The 20,399-nt window shown below is 72.1% G+C and carries 21 protein-coding genes; 11 read left to right on the forward strand and 10 right to left on the reverse strand.

Going from position 1 to position 20,399, the window contains the following annotated elements; translation table 11 throughout:
• Positions 1-3 precede the first annotated feature (3 nt).
• The gene (locus tag CHB94_RS15465; RefSeq protein WP_141137517.1) at positions 4-405 is read right to left on the reverse strand and encodes a VOC family protein; all 402 of its coding nucleotides are present in this window, start codon (positions 403-405) and stop codon (positions 4-6) included.
• A gap of 292 nt (positions 406-697) precedes the next feature.
• On the opposite strand from CHB94_RS15465, the gene CHB94_RS25275 reads away from it, so the two are divergent.
• Positions 698-868, forward strand: coding sequence for a hypothetical protein (locus CHB94_RS25275; protein ID WP_176445589.1), 171 nt, complete (start codon positions 698-700; stop codon positions 866-868).
• 73 nt (positions 869-941) lie between these two features.
• Positions 942-2,291 (forward strand): cytochrome P450, encoded by a 1,350-nt coding sequence (locus CHB94_RS15475; protein ID WP_089337464.1) that lies wholly within the window; start codon positions 942-944, stop codon positions 2,289-2,291.
• Between the two features lie 103 nt (positions 2,292-2,394).
• Here the strand turns inward: CHB94_RS15475 and CHB94_RS15480 are convergent, their stop codons facing one another.
• The 7 genes from CHB94_RS15480 to CHB94_RS15510 form a co-directional block, all read right to left on the reverse strand.
• Entirely contained in the window at positions 2,395-3,120 is a 726-nt protein-coding gene (locus CHB94_RS15480; RefSeq protein ID WP_089337465.1) for a GntR family transcriptional regulator, read from the reverse strand.
• A gap of 9 nt (positions 3,121-3,129) precedes the next feature.
• The gene (locus CHB94_RS15485) at positions 3,130-4,182 is read right to left on the reverse strand and encodes a proline racemase family protein (protein WP_254920683.1); all 1,053 of its coding nucleotides are present in this window, start codon (positions 4,180-4,182) and stop codon (positions 3,130-3,132) included.
• Complete coding sequence (locus tag CHB94_RS15490) at positions 4,179-4,907, reverse strand: ABC transporter ATP-binding protein (protein WP_089337467.1); 729 nt, start codon at positions 4,905-4,907, stop codon at positions 4,179-4,181. Before CHB94_RS15490 ends, CHB94_RS15485 begins: the two co-directional genes overlap by 4 nt.
• Complete coding sequence (locus CHB94_RS15495) at positions 4,900-5,736, reverse strand: ABC transporter ATP-binding protein (RefSeq protein WP_089337468.1); 837 nt, start codon at positions 5,734-5,736, stop codon at positions 4,900-4,902. Before CHB94_RS15495 ends, CHB94_RS15490 begins: the two co-directional genes overlap by 8 nt.
• Positions 5,724-6,755 carry a branched-chain amino acid ABC transporter permease gene (locus tag CHB94_RS15500; RefSeq protein ID WP_089337469.1) on the reverse strand — a complete coding sequence of 344 codons (1,032 nt, stop codon included), beginning with the start codon at positions 6,753-6,755 and terminating at the stop codon, positions 5,724-5,726. The genes CHB94_RS15495 and CHB94_RS15500 overlap by 13 nt, the downstream gene beginning before the upstream one ends.
• Positions 6,755-7,648, reverse strand: coding sequence for a branched-chain amino acid ABC transporter permease (locus CHB94_RS15505; RefSeq protein WP_089337470.1), 894 nt, complete (start codon positions 7,646-7,648; stop codon positions 6,755-6,757). Before CHB94_RS15505 ends, CHB94_RS15500 begins: the two co-directional genes overlap by 1 nt.
• A 64-nt stretch (positions 7,649-7,712) precedes the next feature.
• Positions 7,713-8,891, reverse strand: coding sequence for a branched-chain amino acid ABC transporter substrate-binding protein (locus tag CHB94_RS15510; RefSeq protein ID WP_089337471.1), 1,179 nt, complete (start codon positions 8,889-8,891; stop codon positions 7,713-7,715).
• A 217-nt stretch (positions 8,892-9,108) separates the two neighbouring features.
• On the opposite strand from CHB94_RS15510, the gene CHB94_RS15515 reads away from it, so the two are divergent.
• The 9 genes from CHB94_RS15515 to CHB94_RS15555 are packed head-to-tail and all read left to right on the forward strand — an operon-like array spanning position 9,109 to position 17,959.
• The gene (locus CHB94_RS15515) at positions 9,109-10,035 is read left to right on the forward strand and encodes a dihydrodipicolinate synthase family protein (protein ID WP_089337472.1); all 927 of its coding nucleotides are present in this window, start codon (positions 9,109-9,111) and stop codon (positions 10,033-10,035) included.
• A gap of 3 nt (positions 10,036-10,038) precedes the next feature.
• Positions 10,039-11,043 (forward strand): proline racemase family protein, encoded by a 1,005-nt coding sequence (locus CHB94_RS15520; protein WP_089337473.1) that lies wholly within the window; start codon positions 10,039-10,041, stop codon positions 11,041-11,043.
• A gap of 28 nt (positions 11,044-11,071) precedes the next feature.
• Positions 11,072-12,472, forward strand: a complete 1,401-nt coding sequence (locus CHB94_RS15525) for an aldehyde dehydrogenase family protein (protein ID WP_089337474.1) — start codon at positions 11,072-11,074, stop codon at positions 12,470-12,472.
• Entirely contained in the window at positions 12,469-13,752 is a 1,284-nt protein-coding gene (locus CHB94_RS15530) for an aconitase X (protein WP_089337475.1), read from the forward strand. Before CHB94_RS15525 ends, CHB94_RS15530 begins: the two co-directional genes overlap by 4 nt.
• A complete protein-coding gene (locus CHB94_RS15535) occupies positions 13,733-14,191 on the forward strand; it encodes an aconitase X swivel domain-containing protein (protein WP_089337476.1) in 459 nt (152 codons plus the stop codon). The genes CHB94_RS15530 and CHB94_RS15535 overlap by 20 nt, the downstream gene beginning before the upstream one ends.
• Positions 14,188-15,123 carry an ornithine cyclodeaminase family protein gene (locus tag CHB94_RS15540; protein ID WP_217899328.1) on the forward strand — a complete coding sequence of 312 codons (936 nt, stop codon included), beginning with the start codon at positions 14,188-14,190 and terminating at the stop codon, positions 15,121-15,123. The genes CHB94_RS15535 and CHB94_RS15540 overlap by 4 nt, the downstream gene beginning before the upstream one ends.
• Positions 15,116-16,276 carry an NAD(P)/FAD-dependent oxidoreductase gene (locus CHB94_RS15545; RefSeq protein WP_089337478.1) on the forward strand — a complete coding sequence of 387 codons (1,161 nt, stop codon included), beginning with the start codon at positions 15,116-15,118 and terminating at the stop codon, positions 16,274-16,276. Before CHB94_RS15540 ends, CHB94_RS15545 begins: the two co-directional genes overlap by 8 nt.
• Positions 16,273-16,548: a (2Fe-2S)-binding protein gene (locus CHB94_RS15550; RefSeq protein WP_089337479.1), complete on the forward strand. Its 276-nt coding sequence runs from the start codon at positions 16,273-16,275 to the stop codon at positions 16,546-16,548. The genes CHB94_RS15545 and CHB94_RS15550 overlap by 4 nt, the downstream gene beginning before the upstream one ends.
• Positions 16,529-17,959: an FAD/NAD(P)-dependent oxidoreductase gene (locus CHB94_RS15555; protein WP_089337480.1), complete on the forward strand. Its 1,431-nt coding sequence runs from the start codon at positions 16,529-16,531 to the stop codon at positions 17,957-17,959. The genes CHB94_RS15550 and CHB94_RS15555 overlap by 20 nt, the downstream gene beginning before the upstream one ends.
• Positions 17,960-17,967: 8 nt before the next feature.
• On the opposite strand, the gene CHB94_RS15560 is transcribed toward CHB94_RS15555, so the two are convergent.
• Together CHB94_RS15560 and cysD are read right to left on the reverse strand one after the other, a co-directional pair.
• Positions 17,968-19,338, reverse strand: a complete 1,371-nt coding sequence (locus CHB94_RS15560; RefSeq protein WP_089337481.1) for a sulfate adenylyltransferase subunit 1 — start codon at positions 19,336-19,338, stop codon at positions 17,968-17,970.
• Positions 19,338-20,246: a sulfate adenylyltransferase subunit CysD gene (cysD, locus tag CHB94_RS15565; RefSeq protein WP_089337482.1), complete on the reverse strand. Its 909-nt coding sequence runs from the start codon at positions 20,244-20,246 to the stop codon at positions 19,338-19,340. The genes CHB94_RS15560 and cysD overlap by 1 nt, the downstream gene beginning before the upstream one ends.
• Between the last annotated feature and the right edge of the window lie 153 nt (positions 20,247-20,399).

Raw genomic sequence — 20,399 nt, forward strand, 5'->3', positions numbered from 1 at the left:
CGGTCACTCGCCGGTGAGCAGTTCCACCCAGTTGCCGTCCGGGTCCTCGATCATCGCGATGGACACCCCGGGGCGCAGCTCCGTGGGAGGGACGACGACCGGGTGCCCGGCCGACTCGGCGGCGGCGACGACCTCGGGGAGGTTGCTCACGCTGATGGTCCAGTAGCGGTACCCGGTGCCGCCCCGGAGACCGCCAGGAGGCGCCTCGGCCGCCGGGGGCTTCCGCGGCGAGATGAGCTTGATGACGCTCGTGCCGCAGCCCAGCCGGTGCATGGTCCCGCCCGGCATGGGCGACTCGCCGAGATCCTTCAGGCCCAGGACGTCCCGGTAGAACGCGAGACAGGCGGCCGGGTCCTTTGTGACGACGCCGAGATCGATTGAATCCTTGGTCAGCTCAACAGTCATGTGGATCACACTATCGCCCTGTCCGACCGGACGGTCGGGACGATTGCGGCCGGAAGGCGCTGGCCGCCCCGGTGGTGCGGCCGTCGGCGTCGTTCTCCTCGCGGGATGCGGATGGTGCAGGCCATCGCCGACCGGTGGGGCGTCGAGGACCACCGCGGCGGGAAGCGGGTCTGGCTGGAGCTCCGTCCCCCGGCGTACTGATCTCCGCGTCGGGCGCCGTGGCTGGTTTGCCGGGGCGGGTGATCGGGGAGGGCGGGGGGAGATCCATCGGCGACAGAGAGGGAACCGCGTGATGAGCCAGCCCACCGGAGACGTGCACGCAGCCGGCGAGGGCCTCTCCGACGAGGAGATGGTCCAGACCGTTGCGGGCCAGACCGACAGCGCGTCGGAGAACGCCGACACGGCCGGCAAGGACTGGAACGGCGACCCGGGCGACGCCCCAGCGCCGACCGACGAGGCCTGAGCCACTCCGACGCCGTCCCGCCCGCCGCCTCGGGGACAGGACGGGACGGCGTCGTCGCTGACAGACTGCGCCGGTGAGCACGGAGACCGCCGCGACCGTCGGCCGGCCGGCGCGCACCCCGGCCGCTGCGCTACGGCCGGCGCGCACCGTCGCCAGGTGGGCGGTCCGGCACGGCCTGCCCGGCGTCCTCCTCGAGCGGGGCGCCCGCCAGGGCGACCTGGTCGGCCGGTTGCTGCGGGACCGGGCGGCCCGCGACGAGCCGTACGCCCTCTACGAGGAACTCCGCGCCCGGGGGCCGGTCTCTCCGGGCAGCATCGGCTTGGTGACGCCCTCGCACGCCGTCGCCTCGGGGATCCTCCGCTCGGACCGCTTCGGAGTCGGGTGGGACCGGTCGGCCGCGCCCCGGCTGATCCGGTGGGCGCTGCGCTTCGGCGACGAGCCGGACGCGACCGGCGTCGCCGAGCCGCCGTCGATGCTCGTCGTCGACCCTCCGGATCACACCCGCTTCCGCCGGCTGGTGAGCCGCGCCTTCACCCCCCGCGCGACCGCCGCGTTCGAGCCGGCGGTGCAGCGCACGGCCGACGCCCTGCTCGACGCCCTCGAATTGCGGGGCGGGCACGTCGACCTCATCGAGACCTACGCCGCCCAGCTGCCGGTCCTGGTCATCGCCGATCTGCTGGGCGTGCCCACCGAGCGGCGCGAGGACTTCCTGCGCTGGGGCGCGGCGGCCGCGGCGACTCTGGACCCCGGTCTGTCTTTCCGCCGGTACCTGACCGCGGAACGTGCGCTGCGGGCCATGCACGGCTTCCTGCGCGAGCACTTCGCGCGACTGCGTCGCGAGCCTGGCGACGACCTGGTCAGCCTGCTCGTCGGGTTGCCGGACGACGAGGCGCTGACCGAACGCGAGCTCCACGCCACCGTGATGCTGCTGCTCGGCGCCGGCTTCGAGACGACCGTGAACCTCCTCGGCAACGCCGTGGTGCTCCTCGACGCCCATCGCGATCAGTGGGACGCGCTGGTCGCCGACCCGTCGGGCTGGGACGGCGCGGTGGAGGAGGTGCTGCGCCACGACAGCCCGGTGCAGATCACCGGCCGGACCGCCAAGGAGGGCGTGACCCTGGCCGGCCGCGGTGTGCGGCCCGGTACGCGGGTCACCGTGCTGCTCGGCGCCGCGAACCGTGACCCCGACGTCTTCGCCGACCCCGCCCGGTTCGACATCGGCCGGGCCAATGCCCGCGAGCACCTGGCGTTCTCCGCCGGCATCCACTACTGCGTCGGCGCGGGCCTCGCCCGGCTGGAGGGCGTGATCGGGCTGCGGACGCTGGCCGAGCGGTTCCCCGTGCTACGGGTCAGCGGCCGGCCGGTGCGGCGCGATCTGCAGACGCTGCGCGGGTTCGAGCACCTGCCGGTGACGCTGCGCTGAGCAGGGCACTGCGCTCTGATCGAACCACGTGATCAGAAGCAGCGGCCCACGGCACCGCCGCAGGCCACATCCAGCCGTCGCCGACGTCCTGGAGGGGGCGAGCTCAGGCCGTCGGCTCCTTTTGTCCGGCCCACGCGCCACGGACATGCCGGATGTGCCGACGCATCAGGTCACCGGCAGCCTCCGATCGCCCCTCCAGGACGAGATCGACGATCTCCTCGTGCTCGCGGGCCGACTGGGCCAGCTCGCCTCGTTCGGCGAGCTGCTGAAGACCGTAGAGGCGGCTACGGGCGCGGAGGTTGGCCACGAGGTCGACGAGATGCCGGTTGCCGGTGAGGTCGAGCAACGCCAGATGGAACCTCCGGTCGGCTTCCACGTAGGCGATGAGGTCGCCCTTCTCGGCGAGTCGCTCGATCGCGCGCGCCAGCGGGCGTAGCGCCTCTGCCCGAGGACGCATCCGGTCGTCCATCGCCGAGGCGACGTCGACGACGGCGGGCACCTCGATGAGCGACCGCAGGTACGTGATCTCGTCCAGGTCCTGCTCGCTGAGCTCGGCGACCCGGAACCCCTTGTTCCGGACGGGCTCGACCAGCCCCTCGCCGGCGAGGTCCAGCATGGCTTCCCGGACCGGTGTCGCGGAGACGCCGAACTTCTGGGCGAGCGCGGGCGCGGAGTACACGACGCCGGGACGCATCTCACCGGTGACGAGGGCGGCGCGAAGTGCCACTGCGATCTCCTGCCGCAGGTTGCGCCGTTGGCCGAACTGCGGGAGCGACAGGCTGGCGGCGGCGGACTCCGCTGAGCCGTCCGTGCCGACGTCCGCGTCCAAGTCGGCCTCCTATCTCAACGTGAAGCCGAGACCGACGGGGTCATCGGGCTCGAGGACGAATACGTGTTCTCCGGTGCGGTACGCGGCGCCTTGGACCTCGGAGACGACCGCAGCGCGCGAGCCTACTGTGGCCGGTTCCACCACCCGCCCCACGAAACGGGTGCCGACGACGGACTCGTGCAGCAGGACGTCTGCGGGCCCCAGCGTTCCGTCGTCGGCGAGCAGAGCCAGCCGCGCCGAGGTGCCCGACCCGCACGGCGAACGGTCGACCTCCCCGTCGGCGAAGACGGTCACGTTGCGCTGCCTCACCCCACCGTCCTCTCGACCGAGATCCTCGTAGATGATGGTCCCGTAGATGCCGTCCAGCCGTGGATCCCCGGGATGCCGCGCCCAGTCGGTGCCCTGGAGTGCCCACTTGATCTGCCGCCCCGCGGCCAGCAGGTCGGCGTAGTGCGCGGGTCGGACCTCCAGGCCCAGTGCCGAGGCAGGGACCGAGGCGTAGATCGCGCCGCCGTAGCTGAGATCCACCCGCACCGTTCCCCCGGGGGTCTGCACCTCGACGTCCCGACCCAGGACGTAGGCGGGCACGTTGCGGAACGCGACGTGCTGCACCTGTCCGGCCGAGCACGTCACCCGGGCGGTCACCCGGCCGGACGGGACGTCGATCACCACGTCGGTGTCGCCGTCTGGTGACGCGTCCACCAGACCGCTCTGCACCGCCCAGGTGCCGAGCGCGATCGTGCCGTGGCCGCAGGCGGTCGAGTAGCCGTCCTTGTGCCAGAAGAGGACGCCGAAGTGGGCCCCGGGATCGTCGGGCGGCACGATGAAGCCGCCGTACATGTCCGCGTGTCCCCGGGGCTCGTTGACCAGGAGTCGCCGCACGACGTCGATCGCCGGATCGGCCTGGGCCGCGGCCCGCCGCTCCAGCACGGAGCCGCCCGGGATGGCCGGCAGGCCCTCGGTGACGATGCGGAACGGCTCGCCGGCCGTGTGGTAGTCCGACGTGGTGACCCGCGCGGGAAGCGCGTCCGCCCGGAGGGGTGTCGGTCGGCCGGTCATCATGCGCCCAGGTAGGCGTCGATGACCCGACTGTCGGCAGCGAGCTCCTTCGCCGGTCCCTCCAGGGTGATCTCGCCGTTCTCCACCACGTAGGCCCGATGCGCGATCCGCAGTGCCGCTCGGGCGTTCTGCTCCACGAGCAGGACCGAGGTGCCGGACTCGTTGATGCGCTGCACCAGATCCATGATCTGCGCGACGATCAGCGGGGCCAGGCCCATCGACGGTTCGTCGAGCATGAGCAGCCGGGGGCCGGCCACGAGGGCCCTTCCCACCGCGAGCATCTGCTGCTCGCCGCCGGAGAGAGTGCCGCCCTGTTGGGTCCGGCGTTCGGCGAGGCGGGGAAGGCGCTCGTACACCTCCTCGATGCGCTGGTCCACGACCTTCTCGTCCTTGACCAGGTATCCGCCCAGCTGGAGGTTCTCGTGGATGGTCAGGCGCGAGAAGATCCGCCGTCCCTCGGGCACGTGGACGACGCCCGCGCCCACGATCTCCCACGGCTTGGCCGTCGTGACGTCCGTGCCGAAGGCCTGGATGCGGCCGGATCTGGCCGGCACCACCCCGGACACCGACGCCAGGGTGGTCGTCTTGCCTGCCCCGTTGTTCCCCAGCAGGGCGACGATCTCCCCCTCGTCGACGTGGATGGACAACTCGCGCAGGGCGTGCACCCGGCCGTAGTACACGTCCAGGCCGTCGATCTGCAGAGCCCGGCCGGTCGAGGACTCAGTCATGGGGCACCTCCGTCTCGTCCGCGTGGCTCTCCTCGTCCTTGCCGAGGTAGGCCTCCAGCACGGCCGGGTTCCGGCGGACCTCCTCCGGAGTGCCGTCGGCGATCTGCTTGCCGAAATTGAGCACGACGATCCGCCGGGAGACCTGCATGACCAGCCCCATGTCGTGCTCGATCAGCACCAGCGCCGTGCCCAGGGCGCTGATCCTCCGCAGCAGGTCCAGCAGCTCCAGCTTCTCGCCGTGGTTCAGGCCGGCCGCCGGCTCGTCGAGGAGCAGCAACCTGGGGCCGAGTGCCAGGGCACGGGCGATCTCCACCCGGCGCTGCTCGCCGTAGGGCAGGTTGCGCGCAGGCCCACCCCGATCCCCGCGCAGGCCGACGAAGTCCAGCCAGTGGTTGGCCTCCTCGGTGGCCTGCCGCTCCGACCGGCGGAACCGGGGGGTGTGCAGCAGGGCATCGAAAGCGTTCTGCTTCATCCGCATGTGCATGCCCGCGCGCACGTTGTCCAGGACGGTGAGCTCGCCGAACAGCCGCAGGTTCTGGAACGTCCGCGAGACGCCACGGGCCGCGATCGCGGACGGCCGCGCCCCGGTGATGTCGTTCCCCTCGACCAGCACCTTCCCGCCCGTCGGCTTGTAGAAGCCGGTGATGCAGTTGAACGCACTGGTCTTGCCCGCACCGTTGGGTCCGATCACCGACAGGATGTCGCCGTCGTGGGCCGAGAACGAGAGCCCGTCGACGGCCTTGATCCCGCCGAAGTCCAGGTGCAGGTCCTGCACGTCCAGCAGTGGCCCCGCGGACAGGGTCCCCGGTGCGTCCGCTACGCCTGCCATGCGTCCTCCTTCTGAACTTCGGGACGTCGGGCCGGGGTTCGTTCCGACGCCTGTGACGGCCAGAGGCCCTGGGGCCGGAAGATCATCACCACGATGAGCAGCACCCCGAACACGAAGAACCGGTAGTCGGCGGCGTCGCGCAGGAGCTCCGGCAGCACGCTGACGAAGACCGCTCCGAGGACGACGCCCGGCGTCGAACCCATGCCGCCGAGGACGACAGCGAGCAGGATCAGCGCCGACCACAGGAAGGTGAAGCTCTGTGGCGAGATCGCCGACAGCTGGGCGCCGAACAGGATGCCGGCCAGCCCGCCCCAGACCGCCCCCGCGATGTACGCCGCCAGTTTCAGCTTGTAGGTGTGGATGCCCATCGCCTCGGCGGCGTCCTCGTCCTCCCGGATGAACCGCCAGGCCCGGCCCATGCGGCTGCGGCCGAGACGGGCAGCCCCGACGACGGCCAGCGCGACGATCACGACGACGGCGTAGTAGAAGGCGACCGGGCTGCTGAGGTCCAGCCCGAAGAGCTCGAGGCCGGGGATGCCGTAGATGCCCGACGGGCCCCCGGTGATGTCCAGGTTGTTGGCCGTGATCCGGATGATCTCCCCGAAGCCCAGGGTGACGATCGCCAGGTAGTCGCTGCGCAGCCGCAGGGTGGGTCCGCCGATGATGACGCCGGCGAGGACCGCGGCGGCCAGTACGACGGGCACGGTGGCCAGCAGGGACCAGCCGTAGGTGGTCGCCAGGACGCCGCTGACGTAGGCCCCGATGGCGAAGAACGCCGCGTAGCCCAGGTCGAGCAGTCCGCAGTAGCCCACGACGATGTTGAGCCCGACGGCGAGCATCACGAACAGTGCCGCGGACGTCAGTACCGACAGCGAGTAGTTCGAGGCGTCCACGAACGGGGCCAGCAGGGCCACCGCGAGCCCGATCCATCCCAGCCGGCGCTCACCGAGGAGTCGGTTGAGAACGCGGGCGCGCGGGGTGTCGGCGCTGGTCGGCGCCTTCTTCCGGTTCCAGGTCATCAGACACGCTCCGTCACGCGTTCGCCGAGCAGTCCGGTCGGGCGCAGGGTCAGGAAGAGGATCAGGAAGCTGAAGGCGAAGACGTCCCGCCACTCACCGCCCAGCCAGGCGGTGCCGAAGGCCTCGAGCATCCCCAGGACGAGGCCGCCGAGCATGGCGCCCTTGATGTTGCCGATGCCACCGATCACCGCGGCCGTGAACGCCTTCAGCCCGATGATGAAGCCCATCAGGAAGTCGATCTTCCCGTAGTACGCCCCGGCCATGACCCCGGCGGCCCCCGCGAGGGCCGAGCCGATGAAGAACGTCCGGGCGATGACGGCATTGACGTTGATGCCCATGTAGAGGGACGCCTTCGGGTCCTGGGCGATGGCCCGCATCGCTCGGCCCGTGCCGGTTCCCATGATCAGCCACTGCAGGCCGAGCATCAGCAGGACCGCGATCACCACGAGGGCGAGCTGCTGGACGGTGACGCGGGCGCCCAGGAGGTGGACCGTGGTGCCCTCGAGCCGGACCGGGTAGACCTCCGGGTTGGGTCCGGCGACCAGCCGCATGCCGTACTCGAGGGCGAAGGACGCCCCGACGGCGGTGATCAGGACCGAGAGCCGGGGTGCCGAGCGCAGCGGCCGGTAGGCCACCCGTTCCAGGATCAGCCCGGCCGTTCCGGTCGCCAGCATGGCGATCAGCAGGACGACGAGGAGTGCGAGGAAGCCGGCCGACGTGGCCAGCGCACCGGCCATGGTGAGCATCGCGAAGCCGGCGAAGGCTCCGAGCATGTAGATGTCGCCGTGGGCGAAGTTCAGCAGCTTGATGATGCCGTACACCATGCTGTAGCCCAGTGCGACCAGTGCGTAGAAGGAACCGACGAACAGCCCGTTCCAGATCAGTTGCGACATCGGTCCGCTCTCTCGAGGAAGAAGTGGCCGGCGCGCCCTGGAGGGCGCCGGCCACGTCGGCTTGTCAGTCCAGTGCGTCCTCGAGCGCGAACTTCCCGTCCTGGACCGACAGGATCAGGAAGCCGCCACTGCTGAGGGTGTGCTCCTCGGTGAACTTCAGCGGGCCCGAGAACAGCTCCAGGCCGTCGATGCCCTCCAGTGCGGCGATCACGTCCTCGGTGTCCGTCGAGCCGGCCTCGCGCACCGCCTCGGCCGCCACCCGGACAGCGTCGTAGGACTGCGTCGAGTAGGGGCCCGGCTCGGCGTCGAACTTCTCGCGGTAGTCCGCGATCCAGTCCTCGGCACCGGGGATGGTGTCGGGCGTCTGCGTCATGGTGGCGAAGACGCCCTCGGCGTTCTCCGGTCCGGCGATCTCGACCAGCTGCTGGTCGACCGAGCCGTCGGCCACCATGATCGGGCCGGTGTAACCCGCCTGACGCAGCTGACGGACGAGCAGCCCGCCTTCTTGGTAGTAGCCGGTCCAGTAGACGAAGTCCGGGTCGGACTGCACCACGGCGTTGACGTTCGCGCTGTAGTCGCTCTCTCCGGCCGTCACCGACTCGTGGAGGACGACCTCGGGTCCCGAACCCTCCTCCAGGAGTTCCGCGGTCCGCTCCGCGATGTCGGTGGAGTAGCTGGTGTTGTCGTCGACGAGGGCCACCCGGGTCGCGTTCTGCCCGGTCATGTACTCGACCGCGGCATCGGCCTGCTGCGTGCCGGTGCCGTTGATCAGGAACACGTTCGACAGCCCCTGCTCCACGAGCTCCGTGGAGTTCGCGGCCGGGATGATCATGGGGACGCCGGCCTTCTCGAAGATCGGCAGCGTCGGCAGCGTCGCGCCCGAGCAGTAGCCGCCGATGGAGATGTCGATGCCGTCGGTGACCAGCTTGTTGGCCGCCGCCGTGGCGGTGCGCGGATCGCATGCGCCGTCCTCGACGACGAGCTCCAGCTCGCGCCCGTCGATGCCGCCGTCGGCGTTGATCTCGTCGATGGCCAGCTGTGCGCCGTTCTGCATGTACGGGCCGATGGCGGCGCTGCTGCCGGACAGCGGCGTGATCATGCCCAGGACGATGGGCTCGTCCGAGCCGCCCCCTTCCTCGCCGGAGGAGAGCAGGCCGCCTCCGCAGCCGGTCAGGACGATCGAGGCGGCGAACACGCCGAGGTAGGCGGAACGGCTGCGGGGCCGACGGGACGGCAGTGTCATGAGCGGCTTCCCTCTCTCTGGAGCGACGGCTGAGGCACGGCGCTGGTCGGGGTGCGAGATGTAACGTGTGATGTATTACAGAACCAGACCCCGCGCGCTCTGGGAAGACTCGACCAGCACTCCACCCGGGCTGTCACCAAACTGAGATCTTCCGCACGTCGAGACGCAGTAATATGGTACATATTACTGCTCGACCCTCGAAGAGAAGGCCATCGCCATGACGTCGCATCCCTCCCCTGCCCCCTCCGCAGCCGAGCCCACCCAGCCCTGGCACGGCGTGCTGGTCGCCACCGCGCTGCCCTTCCGGGACGACCTCTCGGTGGACTTCGACGCCTACGGGGAGCACGTCCGCTGGCTCGCCGAGAACGGCGTCCAGGGCGTCACGCCGAACGGCTCGCTGGGGGAGTACCAGGTGCTCACGCCCGAGGAGCGCGCGCGCGTGGTGCAGGTCGCCGTCGATGCCTCACCGGAGGGCTTCGTCGTGATGCCGGGTGTCGGGGCCTACGGGGCGCTGGAGTCCCGTCGCTGGACGGAGCAGGCGGCCGAGGCCGGCGCGCAGGTCGTCATGGCGTTGCCACCCAACGCCTACCGCGCCGACGAGCGCGCCGTGGTGGAGCACTTCCGGGAGATCAACAAGGTCGGGCTCCCGGTCACGGCCTACAACAACCCCATCGACACGAAGGTCGACCTGACGCCGAAGCTCCTCGCGCGGCTGCACGACGAGGGCCTCATCGTCGCCGTCAAGGAGTTCAGCGGTGACGTGCGCCGGGCCTACGAGATGGCCGAACTGGCCCCCGGGCTGGAGGTCATGATCGGCACCGACGACGTCGTCCTCGAGGTCGGCCTCGCCGGCGCGAAGGGGTGGGTCGCCGGCTACACGAACGCCTTCCCGCAGGCCACGGTGCGGCTCTACGAGGCATCCGTCGCGCAGGACCTCGAGACGGCGGTGCCGCTCTACCGGCTGATGCACCCGCTGCTGCGCTGGGACTCCAAGACTGAGTTCGTCCAGGCGATCAAGCTCTCGATGGACATCGTGGGCCGCACGGGCGGGCCCTGCCGACCGCCGCGGCAGCCCCTCCTGCCGGAGCAGGAGAAGGCCGTCCGCGAGGCCACCGAGGCGGCCCTGGCTGCCGGGCTGTCCTGAGCCATGCGCGCCCGCCGACTGCTGCACGCCGTCGATTCGCACACCGAGGGCATGCCCACCCGGGTGATCACCGGCGGGGTGGGCACCCTGCCCGGCGCGACCATGATGGAGCGGCGCCGCTGGTTCCTGGAGAACAGCGATGAGCTGCGCACGCTCCTGATGTACGAGCCGCGAGGCCACGCGTCGATGTCCGGCGCGATCCTCCAGCCGCCGACGCGACCCGACGCCGACTGGGGTGTCCTCTACATCGAGGTCTCGGGCTGCCTGCCGATGTGTGGGCACGGCACCATCGGTGTCGCCACGGTCCTCGTCGAGACCGGCATGGTCCCGGTCACCGAGCCGACGACCACGATCCGCCTGGACACCCCCGCCGGGCTGGTCGTCGCCGAGGTCGAGGTGGAGGACGGCGCCGCGCGCTCGGTGACGCTGCGCAACGTGCCGTCCTACAGCCATGCGCTCGATGCCTCGGTCACGGTGCCGGGCCTCGGCGAGGTGCGCTACGACCTGGCGTACGGCGGCAACTTCTACGCGATGATCGAACTGGAGGAGCTCGGGCTGCCCTTCGACCGCGCGGAGAAGCAGCGCCTCCTCGACGCGGGGCTGGCGATCATGGCGGCGATCAACGAGCAGGCGGAGCCGGTGCACGTGACCGACCCGGCGATCTCCGGATGCCATCACGTGCAGCTGATCGCGCCCGGCTCCGACGGCCGCCATTCCCGGCACGCCATGGCCATCCATCCGGGATGGTTCGACCGCAGCCCCTGCGGCACCGGCACCAGCGCACGGATGGCCCAGTTGCACGCCCGCGGTCAGCTGGGGCTGCACACCGACTTCGTCAACGAGTCCTTCATCGGCACCCGGTTCATCGGTCGGCTGGTCGAGGAGACCACTCTCGCGAACGGTGTGACGGCGGTGGTGCCCACCATCAACGGGCGTGCCTGGGTGACCGGCACCGCGCAGTACGTGCTGGATCCCACCGATCCGTTCCCCGCCGGCTTCCTTCTCTGACCCGAGCTGTGACCCGAGGAGTTCTACCGTGATCCGCAGTTTCTCGCCCCAGGCGCCCGGCGACCTCGTCCTGGAGGTGCCTTCCACCACCCCTGGCGAGGTACGGAGCGCCGTGGGGGTGGCACGCGCCGCTCAGCGGGAGTGGGGCCGGGGGCCGGCGGCGGCACGGGCGAACGCGCTGGCCGGAGCCGCCGACGCGGTGGCCGGGGCCGCGGCCGAGCTCGCCGACCTGATGGTCCGCGAGGTCGGCAAGCCGCTCGCCGAGGCGCGGGGCGAGGTCGCGCGGGGGGTGGCCATCCTGCGCTACTACGCGCAGCAGGTGTTCGACCCGGTCGGCGCCGTGCACGAGCCCTCGCTGAGCGGGCTGCTCTACAGCCGTCGCCGTCCACTGGGCGTCGCCGGACTCATCACGCCGTGGAACTTCCCGCTCGCCATCCCGCTGTGGAAGGCGGCGCCGGCGCTGGCCTTCGGCAACGCCGTCGTCCTCAAGCCTGCGCCGCAGGCGACCGCCGTGGCTGTCCGGCTGGCCGAACTGCTGGCCACGGCGGTTCCCGAGGGGCTGTTCACGGTCGTTCCCGGAGAGGGCGAGACCGGCCGGGCTCTCGTGGGCAGCGCCGACGTCGTCTCCTTCACCGGGTCCACCGGGGTCGGCCGCAGGGTGGCCGCCGCCGCCGTCGACCGGGGGGTGCCCGTGCAGGCGGAGATGGGCGGGCAGAACCCGGCGATCGTGCTGCCGGACGCCGACCTGGCCGCCACCGCCGGGCAGATCGCGGCCGCGGCCATGGGCTTCGCCGGCCAGAAGTGCACGGCCACCAAGCGCGTCGTCGTCGTCGGCGACCCGGCGCCGTTCCGCGACGCGCTGGTGGCTGCCGTCGAGGCGATGGTGGTGGGGGATCCCGCTGACGCGGCGACCGCGGTCGGGCCGCTCATCGAGGAGAACGCGCGGGACCGGGTGACGGATGCGGCCGGCGCGGCCGTCGCCGCCGGGGGCCGGCTCCTGACCGGCGGTCGGAGGCTCGATCGCGACGGCTGGTTCATCGGGCCGGCCGTGCTCGACCAGGTCCCGCTGGACCACCCGCTCTCCTGCGAGGAGGTGTTCGGGCCGATCACCACGCTGCACACCGCCGACACCCTGGACGAGGCCGTCCACGTGGCCAACCGGGTGGAGCAGGGACTGGCGGCCGGCGTCTACACCCGGGACCTCTCGGTTGCGCTGGCCGTCTCCGACGCCCTGGAAGCGGGGCTGGTGAAGGTCAACGCTCCCACCACCGGGGTGGACTTCTACCTGCCCTTCGGCGGAGAGAAGGCCTCCAGCGTGGGGATGCGCGAGCAGGGCAAGGCAGCGCAGGATTTCTACACGTCGCTGCACACGGTCACGCTGGCGCCCAGCCCGGGGCCACTGCCCTTCGGTGGCGACGGCGCCCGATGACGTCTGCGGCGCCCGACCTGACCGCCGAGGAGCAGGGCATGCTCGCCGGCGACCAGGGCCCGGCGGTCGCGCTGTGCATGCGGCTGATCGTGGGGGTGGCACGCGCCGGGGGCGCCGAACGTCTGGTCCCGATCGAGTCGGCCCACGGTGACGGCTGCCTCTACCACGGTGCGGCCGGTCTGGAGTTCACCGAACGACTGGTGGAGCTCGGCGGGCGGGTACGGGTCCGTACGACGCTCAACGTGGGGTCCCTGGACCTGCTGCACCCGGGAATGGTGCGCGCCGATCCCGAGCTGGCGGGCAACGGGCGGCGGCTGATGGACGCCCACGTGGCGTTGGGCTGCGAGCCCACCTGGTCGTGCGCGCCCTACCAGACCGGGCACCGGCCGGCACAGGGCAGCCACGTCGCCTGGGCCGAGTCCAACGCCATCGCGTTCGTGAACTCGGTGCTCGGCGCCCGCACCGACCGCTACGGAGACTTCCTGGACCTCGCCGCAGCGGTCACCGGCCGGGTGCCGTTCGCCGGGCTGCACCGCCGGGAGGCGCGCACGGCCGAGCTGGTCCTCGATCTCTCGGGCGTCTCCCCGGCCATGCTCGAGCACGACGCGGTGTGGCCGGCGATCGGCGCGCTGCTCGGGGACGTGGCGGGCACGCGGGTCGCGGCACTCACCGGACTGCCGGGGGACCTGGACGACGGCGGCCGGACCGAGGACCGGCTCAAGGCGCTGGGCGCCACGGCCGCGTCGGCGGGGGGCGTGGCGCTGTTCCACGTCGTCGGCGTCACCCCGGAAGCGCCGACCCTCGGCGCCGCCGTGCGGCCCGGTGCGCCGCTACTGCCGGTCAGCACCGCCGAGCTGCGTCAGGCCCGGGACCGGTTGACCACGGTGACCGCGGGCCGGCTGGACGCGGTGAGCCTCGGAACCCCGCACTTCTCCCTCGCCGAGTTCGCCCAGCTCGCAGCTGAACTGGAGGCGGGGCCGCCCTTCGCCGACTCCGTGGCCGTGTACGTCTCCACCAGCCGCGGTGTGCTGCAGCAGGCGCAGGCACTCGGCTACGCCGGGACGGTGCAGCGAGCGGGTGGCCGGATCGTCACCGACACGTGCACCTACGTCACTCCCGTCCTCGACCCGGGCGTGCGCACGGTGATGACCAACTCGGGGAAGTGGGCCTGGTACGCCCCGGCCAACCTCGGCATCGACACGGTGCTCGGCAGCCTCGCCGAGTGCGTCGCCTCCGCCCGGCTGGGAGAGGTGGTGCGCGATGAGCACGTCTGGGTCTGACTACTCCCCCGGTGTGCTGACCGGACGGTCTCTGCATCCGGGCCACGCCTCCGGTGCGGTGCTGCGACTGGACGCACCGCTGTCGTTCTGGGGTGGCGTGGACCACGACGGACGGGTCGTGGACCACCATCACCCCCAGCACGGGGCCAGCGTGACCGGGCGGGTCCTCGCGATGCCGTCGGGCCGGGGGTCCAGCTCCTCGGCCGCGGTCCTGGCCGAGCTGATCCGATCCGGCCGGGCCCCGGCCGCGCTGCTGCTCGCCGCGCGCGACGGCATCCTCGTGGTCGGCGCACTGGTCGCGTGGGAGATCTACGACATCTCGATGCCGATCGCGGAGCTCGCCCCTGACCAGCTGGCAGAGCTGCCCGACGGCGGGCACGCCGCCGTCGTCGCCGGGGAAGCGGCGGGCCCGGCCACCGTCACCGTGGAGGGACCTTGAGCACGACCATGCCGTACCTGGACGAGGCGACGGTGTTCCGGCTGGCCCCCTGGCCGGACGCCGTCGCCGCCATCGAGCGCGTCCTGCTGGACGGCCTCGATCCGGCCGACGCGCCCCCGCGGTCGTTCGCGGACGTGGCCCACGGCCAGCTGCTCCTCATGCCGGGCACGACGCCCACCGGCGTCGGGGTGAAGCTGGCCACCGTGGCGCCGGGCAATCCCGACCGCGGCCTGCCGCGGATCCAGGCGCTGTACGTCCTCTACGACCCGGCCACCCTCACCATCACGGCCCTGCTGGACGGCACCGCGCTGACCACCCTGCGCACGCCGGCGGTGTCCGCGGTGGCCGTCGATCACCTCGCCGACCCGGCGGCGCACCGGATGGTGGTGTTCGGCTCGGGCCCGCAGGCGTGGGGGCACGTGGCGGCGATCCGCGCCGTACGGCCCATCGACGAGGTAGTCGTCGTGGCGCGGCAGCGGGCCGGAGCGGAGCGGCTCGTGGGGCGGCTGACCACCGCCGGCCTGGTCGCACGCGTAGGAGCGGCTCAGGACGTGGCGAGGGCCGACGTCGTGGTCTGCGCGACGACCGCGCGGACGCCGCTCTTCGACGGAGGCATGCTTCCGTCCCACGCGTGTGTCGTGGCGGTGGGATCCCACGAACCGGAGGCCCGCGAACTGGACGCGGTGGCGCTGAGGCGTGCCGGCCGGGTGGTGGTGGAGGACGTCGCGGTCGCCTTGCGGGAGGCCGGCGACGTGATCCAGGCGGTGGCGTCAGGCGACGTGTCGCAGGCAGACCTGCTGGCTCTGCGAAACGTGGTCCGGATGTCGCCGGACGGCCGGGGCGCCGTCTTCAAGAGCGTCGGCATGGGGTGGCAGGACCTCGCCGTGGCCGAACTGGTCCACCGGCGGTGGCTGGAGCGCTCCGATGGCTGAGCCGGGGTCGGACGTGGTGGTGGTCGGCGCCGGCATCATCGGTGCCGCGTGTGCCTTCTTCGGTGCGCGTGCCGGCCTGTCGATCACCGTCCTGGACCGTGGCTCCGTCGGCGGAGGAACCACCAGCCGGTGCGAGGGCAACATCCTGGTCTCGGACAAGGGCCCCGGTCCCGAGCTCGACCTGGCACTGGCCTCGCGGTCGCTGTGGCTGGACCTGGCCGCCGAGCACGGAGCGGAGCGCTACGAGCTGGAGGAGAAGGGCGGACTGGTCGTCGCGACGAGCGAGGCCGGACTGTCCTCCCTCCGGAGCTTCGCCGCCGGCCAAGGGACCGGCGGGGTGATCGCCGAGCCGGTTGCCTCCGAACGCCTGCGCGACCACGAACCCAACCTCGCGGCCGGGCTGCCGGGCGGGGCGTTCTACCCGCAGGACATGCAGGTGCAGCCGGTCCTGGCGGCCGCGTCGCTGCTGGCCGCCGCCCGCGACCTCGGTGCGCGCGTCGTCACCGGGGAGGAGGTCACCGGCGCACTGCGGGGTGCCGACGGGCGGATCACGGCCGTGCGCACGGCTCGGACGACCTACCCGACCGCGGCCGTGGTCAACGCGGCGGGGACGTGGGGCGCGGTGGTCGGGGAGCGGCTCGGCGGCACGGTCCCGGTGCTGCCCCGTCGGGGCTTCATCCTCGTGACCGAGCCGCTGCCGCGGGTGGTCCGGCACAAGGTGTACTCGGCGGACTACGTCGACAACGTCGCCTCCGGCGACGCAGGGCTGGAGACCTCCGCCGTCGTCGAGGGAACCCGTGGCGGGACGGTGCTGATCGGAGCGAGCCGTGAACGGGTGGGTTTCGACGAGACCCTGTCCGTGGAGGTGCTGCGCCGTCTCGCGGCGCAAGCGGTCCGCCTGTTCCCCTTCCTGGCGCAGGTGCGGCTGATGCGTAGCTACCGCGGGTTCCGTCCGTACTGCCCCGACCACCTGCCGGTCATCGGGTCCGACCGGAGGGTGCCCGGTCTGCTCCATGCCTGCGGGCACGAGGGGGCCGGGATCGGCCTGGCGCCGGCGACGGGACGGCTGGTGGCCGACCTGCTGACCGGCGCCCCACCGCAGCTGGACCCCGCTGCCTTCGATCCGATGCGGTTCGTCCTGGAGGACGCGTGACCGAGCAGAGCTTCACCTTCGACGGGCGCCCCGTGGCCTTCCGGTCGGGTCAGAGCCTCGGGGCGGCGCTGACGGCGGCGGGAGTCCGCTCGTGGCGAACCACCAGGGCGGACGGCCGCCCGCGCGGGCTGTTCTGCGGGATCGGCGTCTGCTTCGACTGCCTGCTGGTGGTGGACGGGCGGCCGAACGAACGGGCCTGCCTCCAGCCGGCGGCAGCAGGCATGCAGGTCGAGAGCCAGGAGGGGACGGGCCATGGGCACCTCGAGGTCTGACCGGGTGCACGACGTCGTCGTCGTGGGTGCCGGTCCGGCCGGGCTGGCCGCCGCCGGGCGCGCCGCGGCGCTCGGTGCCGATGTCGCGCTGGTGGACGGCGCCGCGGTGCCCGGCGGCCAGTACTGGCGGCAGCCGGCCGACGACGCGCTGGCGGGATCGGTCGCCTCCCTGCACCACGGGCTCGCCAGGTATCGGCGGCTCGTCGAGCGGGTGCGCGGGATCGAGGCGGCCGGTGGCTGGTTCCCCCGGCACCAGGTGTGGACGGTGACTCGTGAGGAGGGCACGTTCGTCGTCCTCGCGATCACCGGGACCGGCGCCGAGGAACGCGAGGTGGGCATCCGCGGCCGCCGGCTGGTACTGGCGCCCGGCGCCTACGACCGCCAGGTGCCCTTCCCCGGATGGGACCTACCCGGGGTCATGACCGCCGGCGGGGTGCAGGCCCTCCTGAAGGGACACGCCGTGACGGCGGGCCGGCGCGTCGTCGTCGCCGGGACGGGTCCGTTCCTGCTCCCGGTGGCGGCCGGGCTGGCCGAGTCGGGCGCCACGGTCGCCGGTGTCCACGAGGCGGCGTCCCCGCTCGCCTGGGGCCGGCACATCGGCGCCGTCGTGCGCAACGTCGCCAAGCTCGGGGAGGGCGCCGGGTACGTCCGCACCCTGGCACGGCACCGGGTGCCGGTGCGCACGAGGAGCGTGGTGGTGGCCGCTCACGGGGAGCAGGTCCTCGAGCGCCTCACCGTCGCCCGACTCGCCGCTGACGGCAGCGTGCTGCCGGGCAGCCGGACCACCGTGGCAGCCGACGTCCTGGCGGTCGGGTGGGGCTTCACGCCGCAGCTGGAGCTCCCGATGGCCCTGGGCTGCGCCACCCGCGTCGACGTGGACGGTTCGCTGGTCTGCACGGTCGACGACCAGCAGCGCAGTTCCGTGGAGGGAGTCTTCGTCGCCGGGGAGGCGTGCGGGATCGGCGGAGCCGATCTCGCGGTGGTCGAGGGCGAGATCGCCGGCGCCGCGGCGGCCGGGACACCCCTGACCGACCGCCGCCTGCTGCGGCGCCGGCTCGCGCTGCGCCGCTTCGCCGCCGCCATGCACGCCGCGCACCCGGTGCCCACGGGCTGGATCGACCGGCTGACCGAGGACACGGTGGTCTGCCGGTGCGAGGAGGTGACCGTCGGCCGCTTGCGGTCGGCGCTCCCGCTCGGGGCGGACGACGCACGCTCGGCGAAGCTGCTCGCCCGCCCCGGGATGGGGTGGTGCCAGGGCCGCGTCTGCGGATACGCCGTCTCGTGCGTGATGTCCGCGTGGACGGGGGTGCCTCCCTCGCCCGTCTCCATCGCGGCACGCTCGGTCGCCAGCCCGCTGCGGCTGGGCACGGTCGCAGCGACGGAGGACCCGTCCAGTGCGGCGGAGAGCTGACTCCCGGTTCAGCCGGCCGCGGTGAGCATCCCGGCGCCGACGGTGGCGTTGGTGGCCTCGTCGATCAGGATGAAGCGGCCGGTGACGCGGTTGCGCGCGTAGTCGTCGACGAACAGCGGCTGGGTGGTCCGGATCCGGACCCGGCCGATGTCGTTGAGCCCGAGCTCGCCGGCGTCCGGGTCCCGGTGCAGCGTGTTCACGTCGAGCCGGTACTGCAGCTCCTTGACCATTCCGCGCACCGTGCGGGTCGTGTGCTTGACGGCGATGCGCTGACGGGGCCGGAGCGGCTCGTCGGTCATCCAGCAGACGAGTGCGTCGAGGTCCTGGGTGACCTGCGGGGCGTTGGCCGGGCGGCAGACGAGGTCGCCCCGGGAGACGTCGAGGTCGTCGGTCAGCCGGATGCTCACCGCCATGGGCGCGTACGCCTCCTCGACCGGGCCCCGCGGCCCGTCGATGCCGGCGATCGTCGTCGTCAGCCCGCTGGGTAGCACCTGGACCTCGTCGCCGGGCCGCAGCACGCCACTGGCGACCGTGCCCGCGTAGCCCCGGTAGTCGTGGTGGGCGTCCGACTGGGGCCGGACGACGTACTGGACGGGGAAGCGGGCGTCGACGAGGTTGCGGTCGCTGGCCACGTACACGTGCTCGAGGTGGTGCAGCAGCGAGGAGCCCTCGTACCAGGGGGTGTTCGCCGACCGGCTGACGACGTTGTCGCCGTGCAGGGCCGAGATCGGGACGACGGTGAGATCGGGGACGTTCAGCTTGACGGCGAAGGCGGTGAACTCGTCCCGGATGGCCTCGTAGGTCTCCTCCGACCAGCCGACCAGGTCCATCTTGTTGACCGCGACGACGAGGTGCGGCACCCGCAGCAGGGAGGCGAGGAAGGCGTGCCGGCGGCTCTGCTCGAGCATTCCCTTCCGGGCGTCGACCAGCACGACCGCGAGGTCCGCGGTCGAGGCGCCGGTGACCATGTTGCGCGTGTACTGCACGTGCCCGGGGGTGTCGGCGAGGATGAACGTGCGCCGCGGGGTGCTGAAGTACCGGTAGGCGACGTCGATGGTGATGCCCTGCTCGCGCTCGGCACGCAGGCCGTCGGTGAGCAGCGCGAGGTCGACGTAGTCGCCCTTGCTGGCCCGCTCCACCGCCTCGTACTGGTCCTCGAAGACGGCCTTGCTGTCGTAGAGCAGCCGGCCGATGAGCGTGCTCTTGCCGTCGTCCACGGAGCCCGCCGTGGCGATGCGCAGGATGTCCTTGCGCGCCACCGCGAGGTCGTGCGCCTGCTCGGCGACGGGCGAGTGGACGTCGATCGGCGGCTCGGGGTGGATGCCGGGCCGGGCGGCGCCCGCCGCGTGGGTCCCGGTCGTGCTCTCCGGAGCGACCATCAGAAGTACCCCTCCTTCTTCCGGTCCTCCATGGCGGCGTCGCTGACCTTGTCGTCGCCGCGGGTGGCGCCGCGCTCGGTCATGCGGGTCACCGCGATCTCGGCGATGACCTCCTCGACGGTGGCGGCCTGCGACAGCACGGCGGCGGTCAGGTTCGCGTCGCCCACGGTGCGGTAGCGGACGGTCTCGCGGCGCACCTGCTCACCGTCGCGCGGGCGGATGAACTCGTTGACCGCGTAGAGCATCCCCTGCCGCTCGACGACGTCGCGCTCCTGCGCGAGGTACAGCGGCGGGATCGCGATGTCCTCGCGGGAGATGTACTGCCAGATGTCGAGCTCGGTCCAGTTCGACAGCGGGAAGACGCGGATCGACTCGCCGAGGTGGATCCGGCCGTTGTAGAGGTCCCAGATCTCGGGGCGCTGGTTCTTCGGGTCCCACTGGCCGAACTCGTCGCGGAAGGAGAACACCCGCTCCTTGGCCCGCGCCTTGTCCTCGTCCCGGCGGGCACCGCCGAACAGCGCGGTGAAGCCGTGCTCCTCGACCGCGTCGAGCAGCACCGGGGTCTGGATCCGGTTGCGGGAGCCGTTGGGCTCCTCCTTCACCGTGCCGGCGGCGATCGCGTCGGGCACCGACGCGACGATCAGCTCGACGCCGAGCTCGGCGACCCGCTTGTCGCGAAACTCCAGCACGTCGGGGAAGTTCAGTCCGGTGTCCACGTGCATGACCGGGAAGGGGATGCGGGCCGGCGCGAACGCCTTGCGGGCCAGCTCCAGCATCACGATGGAGTCCTTGCCGCCCGAGAAGAGCAGCACGGGCCGTTCGAGTTCGGCGACGACCTCGCGGATGACGTGGATCGACTCCGCCTCCAGCGTCTCCAGCTGACTCAGCCGGTAGTCAGGGGTGATCACGAGGCTCCCTCGCCGGCGTTGGGAGGCGTCGTGCCCTGGGGTGCTCGGTTCGTGGATGAGCTCGCGAGCTCGCTCATTGCGCAGCGCTCCGGGGATCGACGGCAGGACTCGGCCATGACGACCAACTCCATCGGTCTGGTGTGGATTCCCGAC

The organism is Blastococcus mobilis, from assembly GCF_900188025.1.
GTDB classification, from domain to species: domain Bacteria; phylum Actinomycetota; class Actinomycetes; order Mycobacteriales; family Geodermatophilaceae; genus Blastococcus_B; species Blastococcus_B mobilis.